This is a genomic window from Clostridium pacaense (genome assembly GCF_020709765.2).
In the GTDB taxonomy this organism is placed as follows: domain Bacteria; phylum Bacillota; class Clostridia; order Lachnospirales; family Lachnospiraceae; genus Enterocloster; species Enterocloster hominis.
The window spans coordinates 44585-61141 of the sequence record NZ_JAJFEB020000004.1; the positions used below are offsets into that span (position 1 = coordinate 44585).

The following is a 16557-nucleotide window of genomic DNA, read 5'->3' on the forward strand; positions in this document are numbered from 1 at the left end:
GGCTCAAAGAAAACAGCGGTATTAGACAGGCGCCATATTGACTGAAATGGCATTTTATGGTATATTTGTCTCCATAAAAGGAATAACAGTTTGGAGCTTTGCGCACAAATTCTGAAAAAGCCGGTTTTGACCACAGTCCTGAGTTGGTCAGACCGGTTTTATTTATTGAAAGCGTTATTCTTTTTAGAAAATAACGAATGGAGGAAATGAAACAATGGAGGGGAAATGGAACTCAAAAACAGGGCTGTTACTATGGGGAGGCATATTGGGGCTGGTGGCTGCCGCGCTGGCATTCATGGGAAACCCGGGGAACATGGCATTTTGCATCGCATGCTTTATCAGGGATATCGCAGGCGCATGTAAGCTGCACACGGCTGGGGTGGTCCAATATATGAGACCGGAGATTGCAGGTCTGGTGGCAGGCTCCTTTGTCATATCCCTGCTGGGAAAGGAATACCGTTCCACATCCGGTTCATCGCCCATGATACGGTTCCTTCTTGGCATGGTGACCATGACAGGCGCCCTTATATTCCTGGGCTGTCCGCTGCGCATGGTGCTCAGGATGGCTGCCGGTGACTGGAACGCATATGTGGGTCTGGCCGGTTTTGTGCTGGGGGCAGCCACAGGGTGCTTTTTCCTGAAAAAGGGATTCAGCCTGGGGCGGGCCTATGATACAAGAAAGGAAAGCGGCTATATCCTTCCTGCCATTCTGGCGGTCCTGCTTCTGCTGAGCATCCTGACGCCGCTGTTTGCGGCAAGTACCGAAGGCCCTGGCAGCATGCATGCGCCTGTGGCGGCATCCCTGGCAGGCGGCCTCATATTCGGTGCGGCGGCACAGCGGTCAAGGACCTGCTTTGCAGGAGGCATCAGGGATGTGATCCTCATGAAGAATTTTGACCTGCTGACGGTCATCATCGGCCTGTTTGCCGTGATGACGGTTTATAACCTTGCAACAGGAGGATTTAAACCGGGATTTGCAGGACAGCCAGTGGCGCATACCGAGGCGCTGTGGAACATGGCGGGAATGTACGTGGTCGGCTTTGCCGCGGTGCTGGCAGGAGGATGTCCTTTGAGGCAGCTGATCCTGGCTGGACAAGGTTCCGGGGATGCGGCCGTCAATGTACTGGGGATGTCTGCAGGCGCTGCCTTCTGCCATAACTTTGGGCTGGCTTCCAGCGGTACGGGTACCACGCCTGCCGGAAGGATCATGTGCGTCGTATGTATTGCGGTGCTGTTCATCATTGGTTTTAGCTGTAAACGGAAATAGGATAAGTAGTGAGGAGGCGATGGAATGAAGGCGATTAAGGAGATTGATGTAAGGGGACTGTCCTGCCCGGAGCCGGTACTGATTGTGATGGATGAGATGGATGCCAATCCGGGGCAGGACCTGGCCGTGCTGGCAGATGCGGCCCACACCAGGGATAATATCGTGAAGCTGGCAGGGGAGTATAAGCGGGACTGCAGGGTTGGGATGAGAGGAAAGGATTTTGAAATCATCATACAGGGCTGACCTGGAAAAACATACAAGGCTGATCTGGAAAAAACATTTGCATATCCAGGCGAATCTGCTATAATAAAAGCAGCGGAAGAATAGCAGTTTGGAGCTTTATGCAGGTAATCGTAAAAGCCAGTGGCAGCCATTGTATTTGGTATGGCCGGAGTGGCTTTTTTGTTTGGGAAACGTTATTCTTTTGAAAACATAACCAAGAGAGGGGCCAGGAAATGAATCAGAACCAGCTTCATTACGGCATATCACTGAAATTGTATTTTGACAATAAGGCATTTGGTCCGGGGATGTCAACTTTGCTGCGGGGGATTGAGGAAACTGGGTCCCTCCAGGGCGCTGCCCAGTCCATGAACATGGCTTACAGCAAGGCCTGGAAGATGTTAAAGGAGTCGGAAAAGGCCTGGGGCTTCATGCTGACTGAGCGGGAGACAGGGGGAAGGGATGGAGGCGGTTCCACCCTTACGCCCCAGGCAGTCAGTCTCCTGGAGGCTTACGATGCGTTCATGAAGGAGAGCAGACAGGAGCTGGACCGGCTGTTTGAGAAGCATTTTTCACAGGAATGGGTAGAGGAATTAAAGATATCATCGAACTGACAGGAGGAAGGAACGTGGGACAGGAAGAGATTGTATTCTGCAGAGGCGGAGGGTGCACGGCGAAACTGGGGCCGGGAGCCCTTGCAAAGGTATTGGGGAAGATACCCAAGACAAAGGACCCCAATCTCCTGATTGGGTATGAAGGCTCGGATGATGCGGCTGTCTACAGGCTGACAGATGACCTGGCCATGGTACAGACCCTGGACTTTTTCCCGCCCATGGTGGAGGATCCATATATATTCGGGCAGATAGCCGCGGCCAATGCGCTGAGCGATATCTATGCCATGGGAGGCGATGTGAAGACGGCCCTTAACATTGTCTGTTTCCCGGAAGCCATGGATTTAAACATCCTTGGCCAGATCCTTCTTGGAGGAAGTGAGAAGGTAAGGGAGGCAGGGGGAGTGCTGGCAGGAGGCCATTCCATTGCTGATTCGGATGTGAAGTATGGCCTTTCGGTAACAGGAACCATACATCCGGACAAGGTATTTGCCAACAGCGGATGTAAGGAGGGCGACCTTTTAATCCTTACCAAGCCCCTGGGCGTGGGAATCGTATGCACGGCTTCCCGGATGGGTGAGGCATCGGATGCAGCCATGGACCTGGCAGTCAGATCCATGACCAGCCTTAACAAGTATGCCTCTGAGATTGTGCGCAGGTACAGGGTGCATGGATGCACGGACGTGACTGGTTTTGGTTTCCTCGGACATCTTTGCGAGATGCTGGGGGACAGCTATTCGGCCCTGATTTACAGGGACAGCATTCCTTTCATACCGGAGTGTGAGGCGTATGTGGAGGAGTTCTACCTGACCGCCGCAGCCCAGCGCAACCGGAACCATGTGGGGGATAAGGTGGAATTTGCAGGCTGCGGTTTTGCCCTGGAGGAAATCCTCTTCGACCCCCAGACCTCGGGAGGGCTGCTGGTATCCATGGACAGGGAGGATGCGGCCCCGGCCCTGGAGGAAATCCGGAAGCTGGGCCTGCCCTGCGCCATTGTAGGGGAAATCCGGCCAAAGGAAGAAAAGGCAGTTACTGTTAAATAAAACAGTACATGTGAAGAAAGGATGAAGGAAAATATGAGATTAGATGAACGCGGCAAACAGTGTCCGCTTCCTGTTATCGATACAAAGAAGGCATTGGAGCGCTGTCATGCGGGGGAAGTAGTGGAAGTGGTGGTTGACAATGAGATAGCGGTCCAGAACCTGCGCAAGATGGCGGACCATAAGGGACTTAAGTCCTCCTATGAAAAGGCCGGCGACAGGGAATTCCAGGTGAGGATAACGGCGGGCGCAGCAGGGCCGGAAAAAACGGACGGGGCTGGTTCAGGGGCTGGAATTGGCCCGGATGATGGAATTGTTTCAGGGACTGGAATTGGCCAGGATGACGGGGCTGGTTCAGGAACGGGAACCGGCTCTGATGCAGGGGATACCAGAGATGCCCAGGATACCGTCTGCCAGCCTGACTGCCGCAGGAAAGGCATGGTGGTGGTCCTGTCCTCAAATCTGATGGGACAGGGGGACGGGACCCTTGGGAAGCTTCTCATGAAGGGGTTTGTATATGCCCTGACCGAGCAGGACAGCCTGCCGGAAACCGTACTTTTATATAACAGCGGCGCATATCTGTCCTGTGAAGGCTCGGACAATGTGGAGGATTTAAAGAATCTGGAGGCCCAGGGCGTGGAAATACTTACCTGCGGCACCTGTTTAAACCACTATGGACTGGCAGATAAGCTGAAGGTGGGCAGTGTTACAAATATGTATGAGATTGTGGAACGCATGACAGGAGCCAGGCTTCTGGTGCGTCCATAGGAGTCAGGCGCTGCCGCGGATCCTTGTCCGCGGTGCGTTTCAGGGAAGGAAATGAATTGTTATGATGACAGACAGAACAAAGCAGCTGGTAATCGTAAGGGGCGGAGGCGATATTGCAACGGGAACCATCCACAGGCTTCACCGCTGCGGGTACCCGGTGCTGATATTGGAGACAGGTTTCCCATCTGCCATCCGAAGGTGCGTGGCATTTTCGGAAGCAGTGTATGACGGGTCAGCCGAGGTGGAGGGTGTGGCCTGTGTCAAGGTTTCCAGCTATGAGGAAGCCTGTTCCATGATGGAACAGGGGGTTGTCCCGGTAATGATTGATGAGCAATGCCAGGTCCTTGACAAGGTAAGGCCATGGGCTGTGGTGGATGCCATACTGGCCAAGCGGAATCTGGGAACCAGCCGTGACATGGCGGATAAGACCATTGGCCTGGGGCCTGGATTTACCGCGGGTCAGGATGTGGACCTTGTGATAGAGACCATGAGAGGGCATAACCTGGGCCGGATCATCGGCAATGGCAGCGCCGAACCCAATACCGGCATACCGGGAATCATCGGCGGCGTTGGGGCGGAGCGGGTCATCCATTCACCGGCCAAAGGCATTTTCCTCGGAAAGACAATGATTGGCGACATGGTGGAAAAAGGACAGCTGATTGGGACGGTTGTGACCGGACAGGGGGAGGTGGCGGTTGAGGCCTCCCTGACCGGACTTTTAAGGGGAATCATAAAGGATGGTTTTCCAGTGGTAAAGGGATTTAAGATAGCGGATATCGATCCGAGGAAGAGCGAGTATGAGAACTGCTTTACCATTTCAGACAAGGCCAGATGCATCGCGGGCTCCGTGGTGGAAGGGCTGATGATGCTGGAGATGAAGCAGGGCCATTAAACACTGAGGGAAATGACGGGAGTTAACAATGATTTATCTGGATAATGCGGCTACTTCTTTTTACAGGCCAAAGACAGTGGCGGAGGCAGTGGCAGAGGCCATTAACACCATGGGAAACTGTTCCAGGGGTACCTATGAGACAGCCCTGACCAGCGCAAGGACCGTGTATGAGACAAGGGACCTGCTGTCCGGACTGTTCCATGGGGATGGACCGGAGCAGGTTGCATTTACGGCTAATTCCACGGAGAGCCTGAATATTGCCATAAAAGGTGTGCTGGGTCCGGGTGACCGGGTGGTGACCACGGCGCTGGAACACAACAGCGTGCTGCGGCCCCTCTATGAGATGGAGCGCCAGGGCGTGGATCTGGTGGTAGTTGGCTGTACCGGGGAAATGGACCAGGGCGGGAGAAGTGAAAAGGAAAGACATAAGGGTGCGTTGGATTACGATGCCCTGAAGGCTGCCATTACCCCGGGAACCAAAGCCGTGGTATGTACCCATGCCTCTAATCTCACCGGCAATCTGGTGGATATCAGGAGGATTGGGGGCTGGTGCCGGGAGGCGGGCGCCCTGTTCCTGGTGGACGCATCCCAGACAGCGGGGGTGTTTTCCATTGATATGGAACGGGATAATATAGACATCCTGTGTTTTACAGGGCATAAGGGGCTGATGGGGCCTCAGGGGACCGGGGGGATATGCGTCAGGAAAGGAATCCGGGTGCGCCCCCTGCTGTCGGGCGGAAGCGGCATCATGACCTACTCCAAAACCCATCCCGTTTCCATGCCCACTGCATTGGAGGCAGGCACCCTCAATGCCCACGGACTGGCCGGACTCAGGGCAGCGCTGCTCTATATCAGGGAGCAGGGCGATGGAACCATAAGGGATAGGGAACTGGCATTGATGCGCCGTTTTCATGACCAGGTAAGCGCCATTCCCGGGGTATGTATATATGGGGATTTTGAACAGCAGGAGAGGGCTGCCATCGTGGCCCTGAACCTGGGGGATGAAGACTCGGGTGAGGTCAGTGATTACCTGGCACAGGAGCATGGGATTTATACCCGCTCAGGCGGGCACTGCGCGCCTCTGATGCATGAAGCCCTAGGAACCAGGGAACAGGGGGCTGTAAGGTTCAGCTTTTCCCATTTTAACACAGCGGAGGAAGTGGATCTGGCCGCTGCTGCCCTCAGGGCTTACTGACGCGGGAATGGATTTTCAACCGGCAGATGTATCAAACGGCACAGACAGAACATTTTTCTTCCAGGATTTCCGTGAGGGCTGTGCCGCTGCTGGTGTGGCAGCGCACGATTTCCGTACCATTCCCCACCTCGTCCAGGGCGCAGCGTATCATTTTATGTGAGACCGTGTTGGTGAACAGCACCAGCAGGTCGGGACGGCCGATCTGTTTGTCCAGGCTTGCGCTCATCTGGGTAAATACCTTTGCTTTGCAGTTGTAGTTCTTGCAGATTTTTTTGTACTGGCTTACCATGCGGTCATGGCCTCCGATGATGACAACACTCATGTGAAATCCTCCTTGTCCGTGATTCAGATTGTTGTGGCTGCTATATGGTTTTTTAGCTGCAGGTATCTTTACTGTTTCTATTTATGGTTAGTATTGACTAACTATAAAAGTATCATACAGGAAGGCGGGGGAATTGTCCAGCCATTTATTTGAGAAAGTTTTTCAAATAGCGCGGAGGCCGGATGGATTTTAACAAAATATACGGAAAATCTGGGTTTCTTCAGCCAATTAACAAGGTTGTGAAGGCCATGACGGTTAGGAAGGTTATGGGAAAAATTTCCCATTGCAATCTGGACGTGTGTCTGAAGTGGGATTCCAATGATGGGACTGGAGGGTTCAGCCGCAGTGAACTACCCATCGGCTTTAGACAACGGGTAGTCCACAAAATGACATGGGATTTTTATCTTTTAGTAATACCATTCGTCCCTATATTTTAATCATGATTCACCTTCTCGATGAAGGCCTTTAGATATTCATGGAATTTCCTGCTTTCTTCCGGCTGCTCAATTCCGGAAATGATGCGGGATTCAACAGACATGGCGATAAACTGTTTATTTTTTAAATAAATGGCTGCCTTACGGTTCCCTGCATCGATTTTTTCTACGTTTTGGGTTGTCATGTGCAGGATGAAGGAAGCATCCGGATTCATGAACCTGGCAGAAGGGCATTTTACGGATGTGAGATACATCTCATCCCCGCCATAGGCAATGATATAAACGGGCAGTTCATCATAACCTGTCTGCAGCCGTCTGTATCCGTTTAACGAAGCCTTGACGTCCTTGGTACCTGCGGCGAGTACAAAATCAAGGCCGGCTGTTTCTGGAATGATGCCTGTTACATTTTTACGGACCATATCCCAGAACGACTCCTCCTTTGCCTTGATTTTGGCAGCATTTTTCTTTTGGGACGCCTGTTTGCTTTTGACGACCAAAAGGGCAACCAGTACAATGATACAGATAAATAGTAATAATGGCATGTCACACACTCCTTTGTTTTTATTTGTTTATTATAATCAGAGTTGGCATGGTTGTATAGAATGATATGACACTAAAATCCCCAATCATGGCCTTCTGATCCTAAAAACTGTCGTCATCCTCCCCTTGCCTGCTCCTGTCAATTAACCGCACACTGTATTCCGTTGCAATCTCATATTCATGCGTATGCCGTGGAGTGGGACAGGCTGGGTTTACATAATATGAAAAATGTGCTATAATAGATAAATACCCGGTAAACGCTTGAACATAATGTGTTCAGAAAGGTGGGAAATTGTTCAAAAAAGGTGAATTCATACTCTATGGAACGGTAGGTGTATGTCAGGTAGAGAAAATCTCCAGGACAGACTTTTCAGATAATGACAGACTGTATTATTATCTGGTGCCAAGATACGAAAAAGACACGACCATCTGTATTCCGGTGGATAGCGACAAGGTTATGATGAGGGGCATCATGAGCCGGAAGGATGCCGAGCGTTTTGTTAAGGCATGGCCGGATGTGGAGTGCAAGGAGTATGCCAATGACAGGGAGCGGCCCCAGGCCTATAAGGAGGCTATCCAGTCAGGAGACTGTCTGGAACTGGCATCCATGATTAAGGAGATATCCAGAATGGAACAGTCCCGCAAGGGCAAAGGAAGGATTCTGTCTGTCCGGGAAAAGGACGGGGCAAAGGCTGCAAGAAGGCTTTTGTTCGGGGAACTGGCGGCCGCGCTTGATATTTATCCGGAGGAAGTGCCGGAGTATATCGAAGGCCACACCGGACTGCCCTGCCAATAAGATTGAGTGCCGCCTGATATATTCACGCCGGGCGGCACCATTACTGCCATGCGGCACCATCACTGCCATGCTGCACCATCACTGCCATGCGGCACCATTATTGCCATGCGGCACCAATTACTGCCATGCGCAGACACCGGTGCACTGTACTGTTAATTTACTATTTTCATTTAGTCTCAGCTGTGATACAATCTTGAGTTGGAAAGATATCATCATTAACTTGAGAAAGGCGGCATGAGAGATGGAGAAACATATATATACCCGTGGACAGATGTCAGAGGCTGTGTCAACGGGTATTTTTTTGACCCTGTCAGGCGGATTTCAGGATGCTTATACATATTACTGCCGTGGAAAGGTGTTTGCCAATGCCCAGACAGGCAACATCGTGCTGATGGGAAGCTACCTGGCTTCCGGCCAGTGGGGCGTGGCCCTGCGGTATTTTGGGCCGGTTGCCGCATTTGCAGCGGGTGTGTATATGGCAGAACACATCAGGCGGCTTCACCAGCGGGATGGGAGACTTCACTGGAGGCAGATGGTGGTGGCCATTGAGATCCTGCTGCTGTTTGCAGTTGGATTCATGCCCCAGTCCATGAATATGGCTGCCAACATCATGGTGTCATTTGTCTGTGCACTGCAGGTCGATGCCTTCCGTAAGATTAAAGGAAGTCCTTATGCATCCACCATGTGCATCGGAAACCTGCGCAGCGCCACGGAACAGCTGTACCGGTTCCGCCATACAAAGGACAGGGAATGTCTGGGCAGGTGCGCGCGGTATTATGGGGTCATCCTAATATTTGCAGTGGGTGCGGTGATGGGAAGCGTGTCCACATCCCTTATGGGGGAAAAGACCATCTGGCTCAGCTGCATTCTCCTTCTGGCAAGCTTCCTCATCATGTTCGTGCGGGAGGATATTGAGAAGAAAGAAGGGCTTTAAATAATATACCGGGTTATGACTGATATGTAACCCATACAGCTAAATGGGGAGAGGGGGTATTCACGCCTCTCTCTTTTTGGTGTATACTGGACAAGTAAAAAGTTACATAAAGGAGGAGAAAAATTGATGAATTGTCCGAAATGTAATGGAACCATGGAGATAAACCATATCCGGACTCATCTGGTATGGGTGGATGAACTGGACCATGTCCCGGACCCGGATAAACCTCTGGGCCCCACTATTGCCTATGTTTGCAGGGACTGCGGCTATATTGAATTTTACAGGGAAAAGAAAGTGTAAAAAAATAATACCTGTAGCAATTGTAACATCTGTGATATACACTTCTGGCAAGTTCCCCCATTTCCTTCTACAATCAGATACATAAGGAGAACGTAACAATTAACAGTCAAAACGAAGGAAATATAAGGAGGAAAACGTAAATGGTATTACCTCAATTTGAGTATCTGGCTCCTAAGACCATTGGGGAGGCGTGCAATCTGCTCCTTGAGCTTGGCAGCACGGCAAAAGTCATGGCCGGCGCCACGGACCTGATCCCGCCAATGAAGGATAAGGTGATTTCGCCGGAGTATATCATTGATTTAAAGAAGATTCCGGACATGGACTATCTGGAATATGATGAGAAGGAAGGCCTGAAAATCGGCGCGCTGACAACCCTGCGCACCATTGAGACCTCGCCCCTTGTAAAAGAGAAGAACCCGGCCATTGCCCATGCGGCCAAGGTGGTTGCATCCACCCAGATCAGGACCAAGGGCACCATGGCAGGGAATATCTGCAATGCATCCCCATCCTGTGACACTGCCCCCAATCTGCTGGCACAGGACGCAAAAATCCTGGTACAGGGCCCGAACAAGGACCGGGTCATCAAAATCCAGGACTTTTTCCTGGGCGTCAAGAAGACATCCCTGGAGCCAGGGGAAATCGTAACCGGCATCATCATCCCGCCGCTGGCTGAAAACGAGGGCGCCGCCTACATAAAGCATGCGGTGAGAAAGGCAATGGACCTGGCCATCATCGGTGTTGCAGTCAAGATTAAAGTAGAAGACGGCATCTGTACGGACGCCAGGATCGCCCTGGGCGCAGTTGCCGCGACCCCGATCCGCGCCCCCAAGGCAGAACAGGCCCTTATCGGCAAGGCCCTTACGGATGAAACCATTGTTAAGGCATCCGAGGAAGCCATGGATTCCTGTCATCCTATCTCCGATATCCGTGCGTCAGCAGAATACCGGAAGGATATGATCCGTGTGTTTACAAAACGTGCCATCAAACAGGCAATGGAAAGTTTATAGGAGGACGGGGATATGAAACATAGCATAAATTTAATCATCAACGGAGACCCCATTGATGCAATTGTAAAAGATAACCTGACACTTCTGGATTTCCTCCGCGACCAGCTGTTCTTAACCGGGACAAAAAAGGGGTGTGAGGAAGGCGAATGCGGCGCATGTACCGTGCTGCTGGACGGTAAGCCGGTCAATTCCTGCTGTACCCTGGCAGTGGAATGCGACGGCCACGAGGTGCTGACCGTGGAGGGCGTTGCAAAGGAAGGGATGCTCCACCCAATCCAGAAGCAGTTCATAGAGAAATGGGCCATGCAGTGCGGTTACTGTACCCCGGGCATGATCATGTCAGCCAAGGCGCTGCTGGATGTGAATAAGCATCCGACGGAACTGGAAATCAGGGAAGCCATTGAGGGCAACCTGTGCAGGTGTACCGGCTATGCCAAGATCGTGGAGGCAATCCAGGCAGCCGCCGCAGAGATGGACTGGGAGGAGGAATCAGAGAATGCATAAAGACTGTGACAAACATTATTTTAAGAAACCGGAGTTTTACCGCCTGACCGGTGAGAACAATTACGTCAGGATTGACGCTGAGGATAAGGTGACAGGACACGGCCAGTATGTTGGCGATATCATGTTCCCCGACATGCTTACCGGTAAAATGGTCAGAAGCCCTTATGCCTCCGCCAGGATCATTTCCATTGACACCAGTGAGGCTGAGAAGCTTCCAGGCGTAAAATGCATACTGACAGCCAGGGATTTTGAGTGGAAGTCCTTTGTCGGAAACGGGGAATTCGCGGCCGAGTTCGCGGACAAGGAAGTGCTGTGCTCTGAAAAAGTGCGCCAGGTAGGCGATGACATCGCAGCGGTGGCGGCTGTGGACGAGGAGACAGCCCAGAGGGCCGTTGACCTGATTAAGGTGGAGTATGAGGTGCTTCCCGGTGTGTTCGACCCCTTTGAGGCCATGGAAGAGGATGCGCCCGAGGTTAACTGGGAGGGCAAGGGCATCCACAATATCGGCATGCAGTCCGTGATGAAGGCGGGAACGGATATTGACCAGGAATTTGACCAGGCATCCTATGTGCAGCACAGGGATTATAAGACCCACCGTATGGTCCATGCGGCAATGGAACCTCACGGCGCGGTGGCCACCTACAGGAACGGCACCTATACCATCTGGATGTCCACGCAGATGTCATTTGTGGACCAGTTCTGGTATGCGCGCTGCCTGGGCGTGGGCGAGAACCAGGTGCGGGTGATCAAACCCCTGGTGGGCGGCGGATTCGGCGGCAAGCTGGATTCCTATTCCTTTGGACTCTGCGCCGCCAAGATGTCGGAGCTGACAGGGCGCCCGGTGCGCATGATCCTGTCACGTGAGGAAGTATTCCAGACCACCCGTAACCGTCATCCGATTTACATGCACATTGACACTGCCTTTGGGGCGGACGGCAGGCTCCTTGCCAAGAAATGCTATCACGTGCTGGACGGCGGTCCTTACGGCGGTTCCGGTGTTGCGGCGTGCGCCCAGTCCACATTGTGGGCCAACTTCCCGTATAAGATGAATTCCGTGGATTTCCTGGCAAGGCGCGTGTACACCAATAACCCGTCCGCCGGGGCCATGAGGGGATATACTGCCTGCCAGGTGCATTTTGCACATGACCTGAACATGCAGTTCGCGGCTGACCAGCTGGGCATGGACCCGGTGGAATTCCGCAAGATCAGCGCGGCTGACCCGGGCTACGTGGCTCCTGCTGGCCTGGCAATCACCAGCTGCGCGTACAAGGAAACCCTGGATACGGCTGCAAAGGAAATCGGTTGGTATGAGAAAAAGGATAAGATGAAGAAGGGAGAGGGCATCGGCTTTGCAGGAACCGGGTTTGTATCCGGAACCGGATTTGCAGTGCTGGAAGCTCCCAACCAGAGTTCTGCCTGCGTGACCCTGCGCATGAACAAGAGGGGCATGGCCACCCTGTACATTGGTTCCCATGACATCGGCCAGGGTTCCGATACGGTCATGACCGCCATTGTGGCTGAGGAACTGGGGCTTCCCATGGATATGGTGAAGACCTTCATGTCCGACACCTTCCTTACGCCCTGGGATTCCGGTTCTTACGGAAGCCGCGTGACCTTCCTGGCAGGCAATGCTGCCCGCCGCGCTGCCGTGGACGCCAAGCGCCAGCTGTTTGAGGTCATTGCCCCCATGTGGGGCGTCATGCCTGAAACCTTAGAGTGCCTGGACGGAAAGGTAATCAGCAAGGAGAATGCAGAATTCCAGATGCCCATTGGGGATGCCATGTTCAAGTACATGACCGTCAAGGGCGGGGATGAGCTGATTGGCGTGGGCTCCTATTATCACCGCACCGACAACTCCCAGTACAATGGAAATAACACCACCAACTATGCGCCGGCCTACAGCTTCTCCACCGGGGCAGCCCATCTGACCGTGGATGAGGAGACAGGCGTGCTGGATATTGATGAATTCGTATTCGCCCATGACTGCGGCCGCGCCCTGAATAAGAGGGCTGTGGAAGGACAGTTAGAAGGCTCCATCGGGATGGGCCTTGGATATGCGGTCTATGAGCACAATGTGACCAAGGAAGGTAAGATACTGAACCCCAACTTCCGCGACTACCGTCTGCCAACCGCCCTTGACATGCCTAAGATGCGTACTTTCTACGACTTTGCACCGGATGAGGAAGGCCCCCTGGGCGCAAAGGAAGCTGGCGAAGGCTCCGCGGCTCCGGTGGCTCCGGCCATTGCCAACGCGGTTAATATGGCAACCGGCGTATACTTCACGGAACTGCCTCTGGATCCGGAGCATATCTGGAGAGCGCTCCATGGCATGAAGGATGACAGGAATTCCAAGTAGCCGGCTCCCATAAGCAACTGGATAAGAAACCAGATAAATAACCAGATAAATAACCAGGAAGGCGGCTCCTTGCCGCCTTCTTTCAGATACCGGGCGCCGGGCGGCGGATTTAAGCCGGGCAGCGCTTAGTCATAGGGCCGGAGGCAACCCGGCGTCATCAATGGAAAGGAGGCCATGGCATATGGGCCGTCAGTTAAAGAAAATGCGTCTTCCAAACGGTATGGAGGCAGAGGAAAGGGCCTGCGGGGATTATGTCTGTAAATACTGTGGCGGCAAAGCCACTGCCTGTAATTTTGTAGCGGATATGTGCCTTCAGGTATATGCCCGCCATCAGGGCCTGTGCGGGGCTTATATTGAAACCGATAAGTATGTGGGGTATATCACGGAGTGCAGCACCTGCCGGTACCAGGGGATTACAGGGGAATGCGGGTATGCGGGGAAGGCCGTGATGGGATAAAGGATTTCCATCTGGATGTAAATGCATGTATATGTTATACTGTCCCTATCAAATACAGGAGGCAGTCAGATGGATAAGATAGCACAAGCCCTCAGGGCCGTCTTAACGGAAATACAGGCAATGCCTGAACCGCAGCAGCCCCGGGTCACGGACAGGAAGGAATTTGCCCTGCTCTTAAGCGGCATCGCCACATGCCGTAAGGCGCCGGGAATCCCGGTACACATGGGATATGAAAATCTCTACAGGTGTCAGGATGATAAGGATGCAGAGGAACTGAAGGCCCACCTGTTCCGGCTTTACGGCATCCATGACAGGGAAAGCCTGGAGGAGGCCTGCATGAAGCAGTATACATCGGGCAAGGAGTATGAGCAGTTCATGACCTTCTGGTGCGGCGCGCCGCTGTTTGACCTTAAGGAGCTGGGGGAAGAGGGCAGGATGGCCTTTGAAGAGCGGATTGACCGTGCCTCCATGTTCCGTCCCTACCTGGAGGAACGGGGATTCTATGCATGGGATATCAATGAGCGGATTGGACTGGGGCGGAAGGCATTTGCGTGCGGCATGATAACGGAAGAGGAGTTTTTTGGGATATTCGATTATCAGATAGCCAAGGCGCAGGTGTTTTACCACAGTTTCAAGGAATATGCCATAAGCTGTATCTGCGGGGCTGTTTATTTTGTCCCGGAAAACAATGAGGAGGATATGCTGTCCTTCCTGGACATCAATGCAAACCTTGTACGCCATCTTCTGGAAGAAGGCGGGGCGTGGTACAGGAATGCCTGGTATGTGCCGGATGAGAGGGAATGGGTCCAGCTGCTTCCCCATAACGGCGGCTGCATTGTGTCAAAGCAGATTGAAGAGGGAAGGGCCATCGGATATATGTACCGGGATGAGGATACCAGCGACAAGTGGCCGGACACGGGCTGGCGTTTTTTTGCAGGCGATGAGACGGATGAATATGTAAATAATCCCGGACATGCATCCATCTGGTCCCTGAATACCGTATGCAACCTGTATCCTTACATACTTGGGTATGTGGAGGCAGGGGGCGGGAGCGCATTTGGCCGCAACAGCAAGGGCCAGTGGGAGCGTGAACGCTGAATAATGGTACATCATATTTTTCCCCAGGCAGGGGGAAGGGAAAAGACCTTCGGTTGTTTTGTTTACGGCTGAAGGTCTTTTGCATTTACCTGGAAATCCTTTATATGGGACATTCTGCGGGTACGGATGCTGTTACGGTGGAAATGAGCCGCAAGGCGCCATGTAAACGTAATTGGACAGCGTTGGATTAGATCCTGCTGTCAGAATAATACTTCACCCAAGTACTTATCATGGGGCATTACCAGGCATCTCTCAATGGACTTCCAGTGGCTGTCATAAAGATTTTTCTGGGCAGTTCCATAACTTTCCTTTGTATCAAATTCCCAGTAAAGCACATACTTGACGCTTTTGATGATGCGGGTGATTTCTTTGGGAGGCAGACCTTCCCTGATCTGTTCCAGGTCTATATGGTATCCTCTCTTAACCAGCCGCAGCAGGAGTAATCCCTCCTGTTTCTTTAGAAAATCCTGGATTTCCAGCATTAATGATTCAAATTCATCCACCTTCTGGGGCTTAACCTGATAGATACATGTTTCTGCAAATGGCATATTTAATTTCTCCTTAACCGTTTTATTTTATGAGGCACCTCCGGAGGCTGTTCCGGTTTGTTAAATACAGAATACAATAGAATCCATCAACCATCAACAGGAATGCAGTAAATATTAAGGATTCAGATACTATCTTTCCCAATCCGGTTATTTTACAATTAAGATAACATATACTGCCAGGAGGAAAAGAGATGCGTAAGTGGAAGGCCATATTTTCAGTATTAACGATACTTTTTGCTGCGGTTGGTTTGCTGAGGCTGGTGTCATTTGATATTTCCACGCCAATAATGTTTGTATTTTTGGGATTGTCAATGATAGTGAATGCAAAAGAAAGTTATGATAAAGGTTCAAAAGGGGAGGCGGTCTGTCTTGGTGTAATGACGGTCCTGCTTTATGCGGTTACAGCATATAACCTGATTTCCCGGGTATTGTAAACCTCAATATATGATGTACTTTAATGCGATGGATTGCTGCGATGGCTTTTGGGTAAATAATGGTCTTTGCATTGTTTATCACCAAATGTATGTATGCACTGAAAACGGGATGAAACTTATGGGTGTGCCGGATGAAGCGGCAAATAGTTATACTGAAGGCAGGATACACTGTAAAAGCAAAAAGCCGTGACCTGGAATCGTCACGGCTTTTCGCTGTATACATATTCAAAACCCCGGAAGAATACAAACCAGCGGATCCTATTCCAGGGCATGCATCAGAACTGGTTCTGAGGTGAATGGGGTGATTTTAATTCACCCACCGATGATTTTGCAATCTTAATGGCGGCCTTGGTCACAAAGAATGCAAATATGTAGCTTATGACGAACATGATGGGCCAGTCATGAATCACGCCGTTTACAAATACAGCGGAGGTGCTTGGCAGGAATCCGGCTGCCACAGCCCCTTCTATCTCCGGATTGTTAAACACGTTTACCGCGGTAAGGACAATGGTTGCGGTGGTGTTAAAAAACAAGGTGGCCACAAAATTCTCCAGAAGCACATGGGGCAGGGTTTCCGGCTTCAGCCCCAGCTTCCTTCCAAGGGCAAAGGACCAGTCGGTCAGCGGGAATATCATGCCTGTCAGCGAAATCACAAGAAAGGCGGTTCCCCAGTTCTTCACAAGCAAAGGCACCGTGAACGTAAGTTTGTCAACAAAGATGGCAGAGGTTGCCATGATTAAGGAGATGCATATGGCTACAACAGACGAAATAATCATACCAAAATGATTTTTGTAAAAGTTCATATAATTTGTCCTTTCTGGTCTTTCATACAAAG

21 protein-coding genes are annotated in these 16557 nt (G+C 51.7%); 17 read left to right on the plus strand and 4 right to left on the minus strand.

Going from position 1 to position 16557, the window contains the following annotated elements:
- Window positions 1–214: 214 nt before the first annotated feature.
- From yedE to LK536_RS38345, 7 genes are all read left to right on the plus strand, one after another.
- On the plus strand, window positions 215–1267 hold the full coding sequence (gene yedE / locus LK536_RS38315; protein ID WP_227795559.1) for a YedE family putative selenium transporter: 1053 nt from the start codon (window positions 215–217) through the stop codon (window positions 1265–1267).
- 24 nt (window positions 1268–1291) lie between these two features.
- Window positions 1292–1510 carry a sulfurtransferase TusA family protein gene (locus LK536_RS38320; protein ID WP_227795558.1) on the plus strand — a complete coding sequence of 73 codons (219 nt, stop codon included), beginning with the start codon at window positions 1292–1294 and terminating at the stop codon, window positions 1508–1510.
- 212 nt (window positions 1511–1722) lie between these two features.
- Window positions 1723–2100, plus strand: a complete 378-nt coding sequence (locus tag LK536_RS38325; protein WP_025486536.1) for a winged helix-turn-helix domain-containing protein — start codon at window positions 1723–1725, stop codon at window positions 2098–2100.
- The gene (gene selD / locus LK536_RS38330) at window positions 2067–3140 is read left to right on the plus strand and encodes a selenide, water dikinase SelD (protein WP_130789899.1); all 1074 of its coding nucleotides are present in this window, start codon (window positions 2067–2069) and stop codon (window positions 3138–3140) included. Before LK536_RS38325 ends, selD begins: the two co-directional genes overlap by 34 nt.
- A gap of 33 nt (window positions 3141–3173) precedes the next feature.
- Entirely contained in the window at window positions 3174–3905 is a 732-nt protein-coding gene (yedF, locus tag LK536_RS38335) for a sulfurtransferase-like selenium metabolism protein YedF (RefSeq protein ID WP_130789898.1), read from the plus strand.
- A 61-nt stretch (window positions 3906–3966) separates the two neighbouring features.
- Window positions 3967–4797, plus strand: coding sequence for a selenium-dependent molybdenum cofactor biosynthesis protein YqeB (gene yqeB, locus LK536_RS38340; RefSeq protein WP_008717864.1), 831 nt, complete (start codon window positions 3967–3969; stop codon window positions 4795–4797).
- Window positions 4798–4825: 28 nt separating this feature from the next.
- Window positions 4826–5992, plus strand: coding sequence for an aminotransferase class V-fold PLP-dependent enzyme (locus tag LK536_RS38345; protein WP_120056239.1), 1167 nt, complete (start codon window positions 4826–4828; stop codon window positions 5990–5992).
- A gap of 31 nt (window positions 5993–6023) precedes the next feature.
- Here the strand turns inward: LK536_RS38345 and LK536_RS38350 are convergent, their stop codons facing one another.
- Window positions 6024–6314, minus strand: a complete 291-nt coding sequence (locus LK536_RS38350; protein WP_008717862.1) for a DUF2325 domain-containing protein — start codon at window positions 6312–6314, stop codon at window positions 6024–6026.
- Window positions 6315–6496: 182 nt separating this feature from the next.
- Here LK536_RS38350 and LK536_RS38355 point away from each other — a divergent pair, with 182 nt between their 5' ends.
- A complete protein-coding gene (locus LK536_RS38355) occupies window positions 6497–6751 on the plus strand; it encodes a hypothetical protein (protein ID WP_227795557.1) in 255 nt (84 codons plus the stop codon).
- On the opposite strand, the gene LK536_RS38360 is transcribed toward LK536_RS38355, so the two are convergent.
- Entirely contained in the window at window positions 6748–7290 is a 543-nt protein-coding gene (locus tag LK536_RS38360; RefSeq protein WP_025486541.1) for a hypothetical protein, read from the minus strand. The two genes, LK536_RS38355 and LK536_RS38360, sit on opposite strands and share 4 nt — an antisense overlap.
- Window positions 7291–7580: 290 nt before the next feature.
- Between LK536_RS38360 and LK536_RS38365 the strand changes: the two genes are divergently transcribed.
- The 8 genes from LK536_RS38365 (at window position 7581) to LK536_RS38400 (ending at window position 14740) form a co-directional block, all read left to right on the plus strand.
- A complete protein-coding gene (locus LK536_RS38365) occupies window positions 7581–8084 on the plus strand; it encodes a CarD family transcriptional regulator (RefSeq protein ID WP_120056245.1) in 504 nt (167 codons plus the stop codon).
- A 241-nt stretch (window positions 8085–8325) separates the two neighbouring features.
- A complete protein-coding gene (locus tag LK536_RS38370) occupies window positions 8326–9018 on the plus strand; it encodes a YoaK family protein (protein WP_120056247.1) in 693 nt (230 codons plus the stop codon).
- Between the two features lie 126 nt (window positions 9019–9144).
- Window positions 9145–9318: a PF20097 family protein gene (locus LK536_RS38375; protein ID WP_227795556.1), complete on the plus strand. Its 174-nt coding sequence runs from the start codon at window positions 9145–9147 to the stop codon at window positions 9316–9318.
- Window positions 9319–9458: 140 nt separating this feature from the next.
- Window positions 9459–10325 carry an FAD binding domain-containing protein gene (locus LK536_RS38380; RefSeq protein WP_120056249.1) on the plus strand — a complete coding sequence of 289 codons (867 nt, stop codon included), beginning with the start codon at window positions 9459–9461 and terminating at the stop codon, window positions 10323–10325.
- Between the two features lie 12 nt (window positions 10326–10337).
- Window positions 10338–10829 carry a (2Fe-2S)-binding protein gene (locus LK536_RS38385; RefSeq protein ID WP_008717848.1) on the plus strand — a complete coding sequence of 164 codons (492 nt, stop codon included), beginning with the start codon at window positions 10338–10340 and terminating at the stop codon, window positions 10827–10829.
- A complete protein-coding gene (locus LK536_RS38390) occupies window positions 10822–13185 on the plus strand; it encodes a xanthine dehydrogenase family protein molybdopterin-binding subunit (protein WP_025486543.1) in 2364 nt (787 codons plus the stop codon). The genes LK536_RS38385 and LK536_RS38390 overlap by 8 nt, the downstream gene beginning before the upstream one ends.
- A 181-nt stretch (window positions 13186–13366) precedes the next feature.
- Window positions 13367–13642 carry a hypothetical protein gene (locus tag LK536_RS38395; protein ID WP_040379741.1) on the plus strand — a complete coding sequence of 92 codons (276 nt, stop codon included), beginning with the start codon at window positions 13367–13369 and terminating at the stop codon, window positions 13640–13642.
- A gap of 69 nt (window positions 13643–13711) precedes the next feature.
- Window positions 13712–14740 carry an immunity protein Imm33 domain-containing protein gene (locus tag LK536_RS38400; protein ID WP_227795555.1) on the plus strand — a complete coding sequence of 343 codons (1029 nt, stop codon included), beginning with the start codon at window positions 13712–13714 and terminating at the stop codon, window positions 14738–14740.
- Between the two features lie 200 nt (window positions 14741–14940).
- On the opposite strand, the gene LK536_RS38405 is transcribed toward LK536_RS38400, so the two are convergent.
- The gene (locus LK536_RS38405; RefSeq protein WP_120056253.1) at window positions 14941–15288 is read right to left on the minus strand and encodes a hypothetical protein; all 348 of its coding nucleotides are present in this window, start codon (window positions 15286–15288) and stop codon (window positions 14941–14943) included.
- Between the two features lie 191 nt (window positions 15289–15479).
- On the opposite strand from LK536_RS38405, the gene LK536_RS38410 reads away from it, so the two are divergent.
- Window positions 15480–15722, plus strand: coding sequence for a hypothetical protein (locus LK536_RS38410; protein ID WP_130789893.1), 243 nt, complete (start codon window positions 15480–15482; stop codon window positions 15720–15722).
- 275 nt (window positions 15723–15997) lie between these two features.
- Here the strand turns inward: LK536_RS38410 and LK536_RS38415 are convergent, their stop codons facing one another.
- Window positions 15998–16525 carry a hypothetical protein gene (locus LK536_RS38415; protein ID WP_008717838.1) on the minus strand — a complete coding sequence of 176 codons (528 nt, stop codon included), beginning with the start codon at window positions 16523–16525 and terminating at the stop codon, window positions 15998–16000.
- Window positions 16526–16557 lie beyond the last annotated feature (32 nt).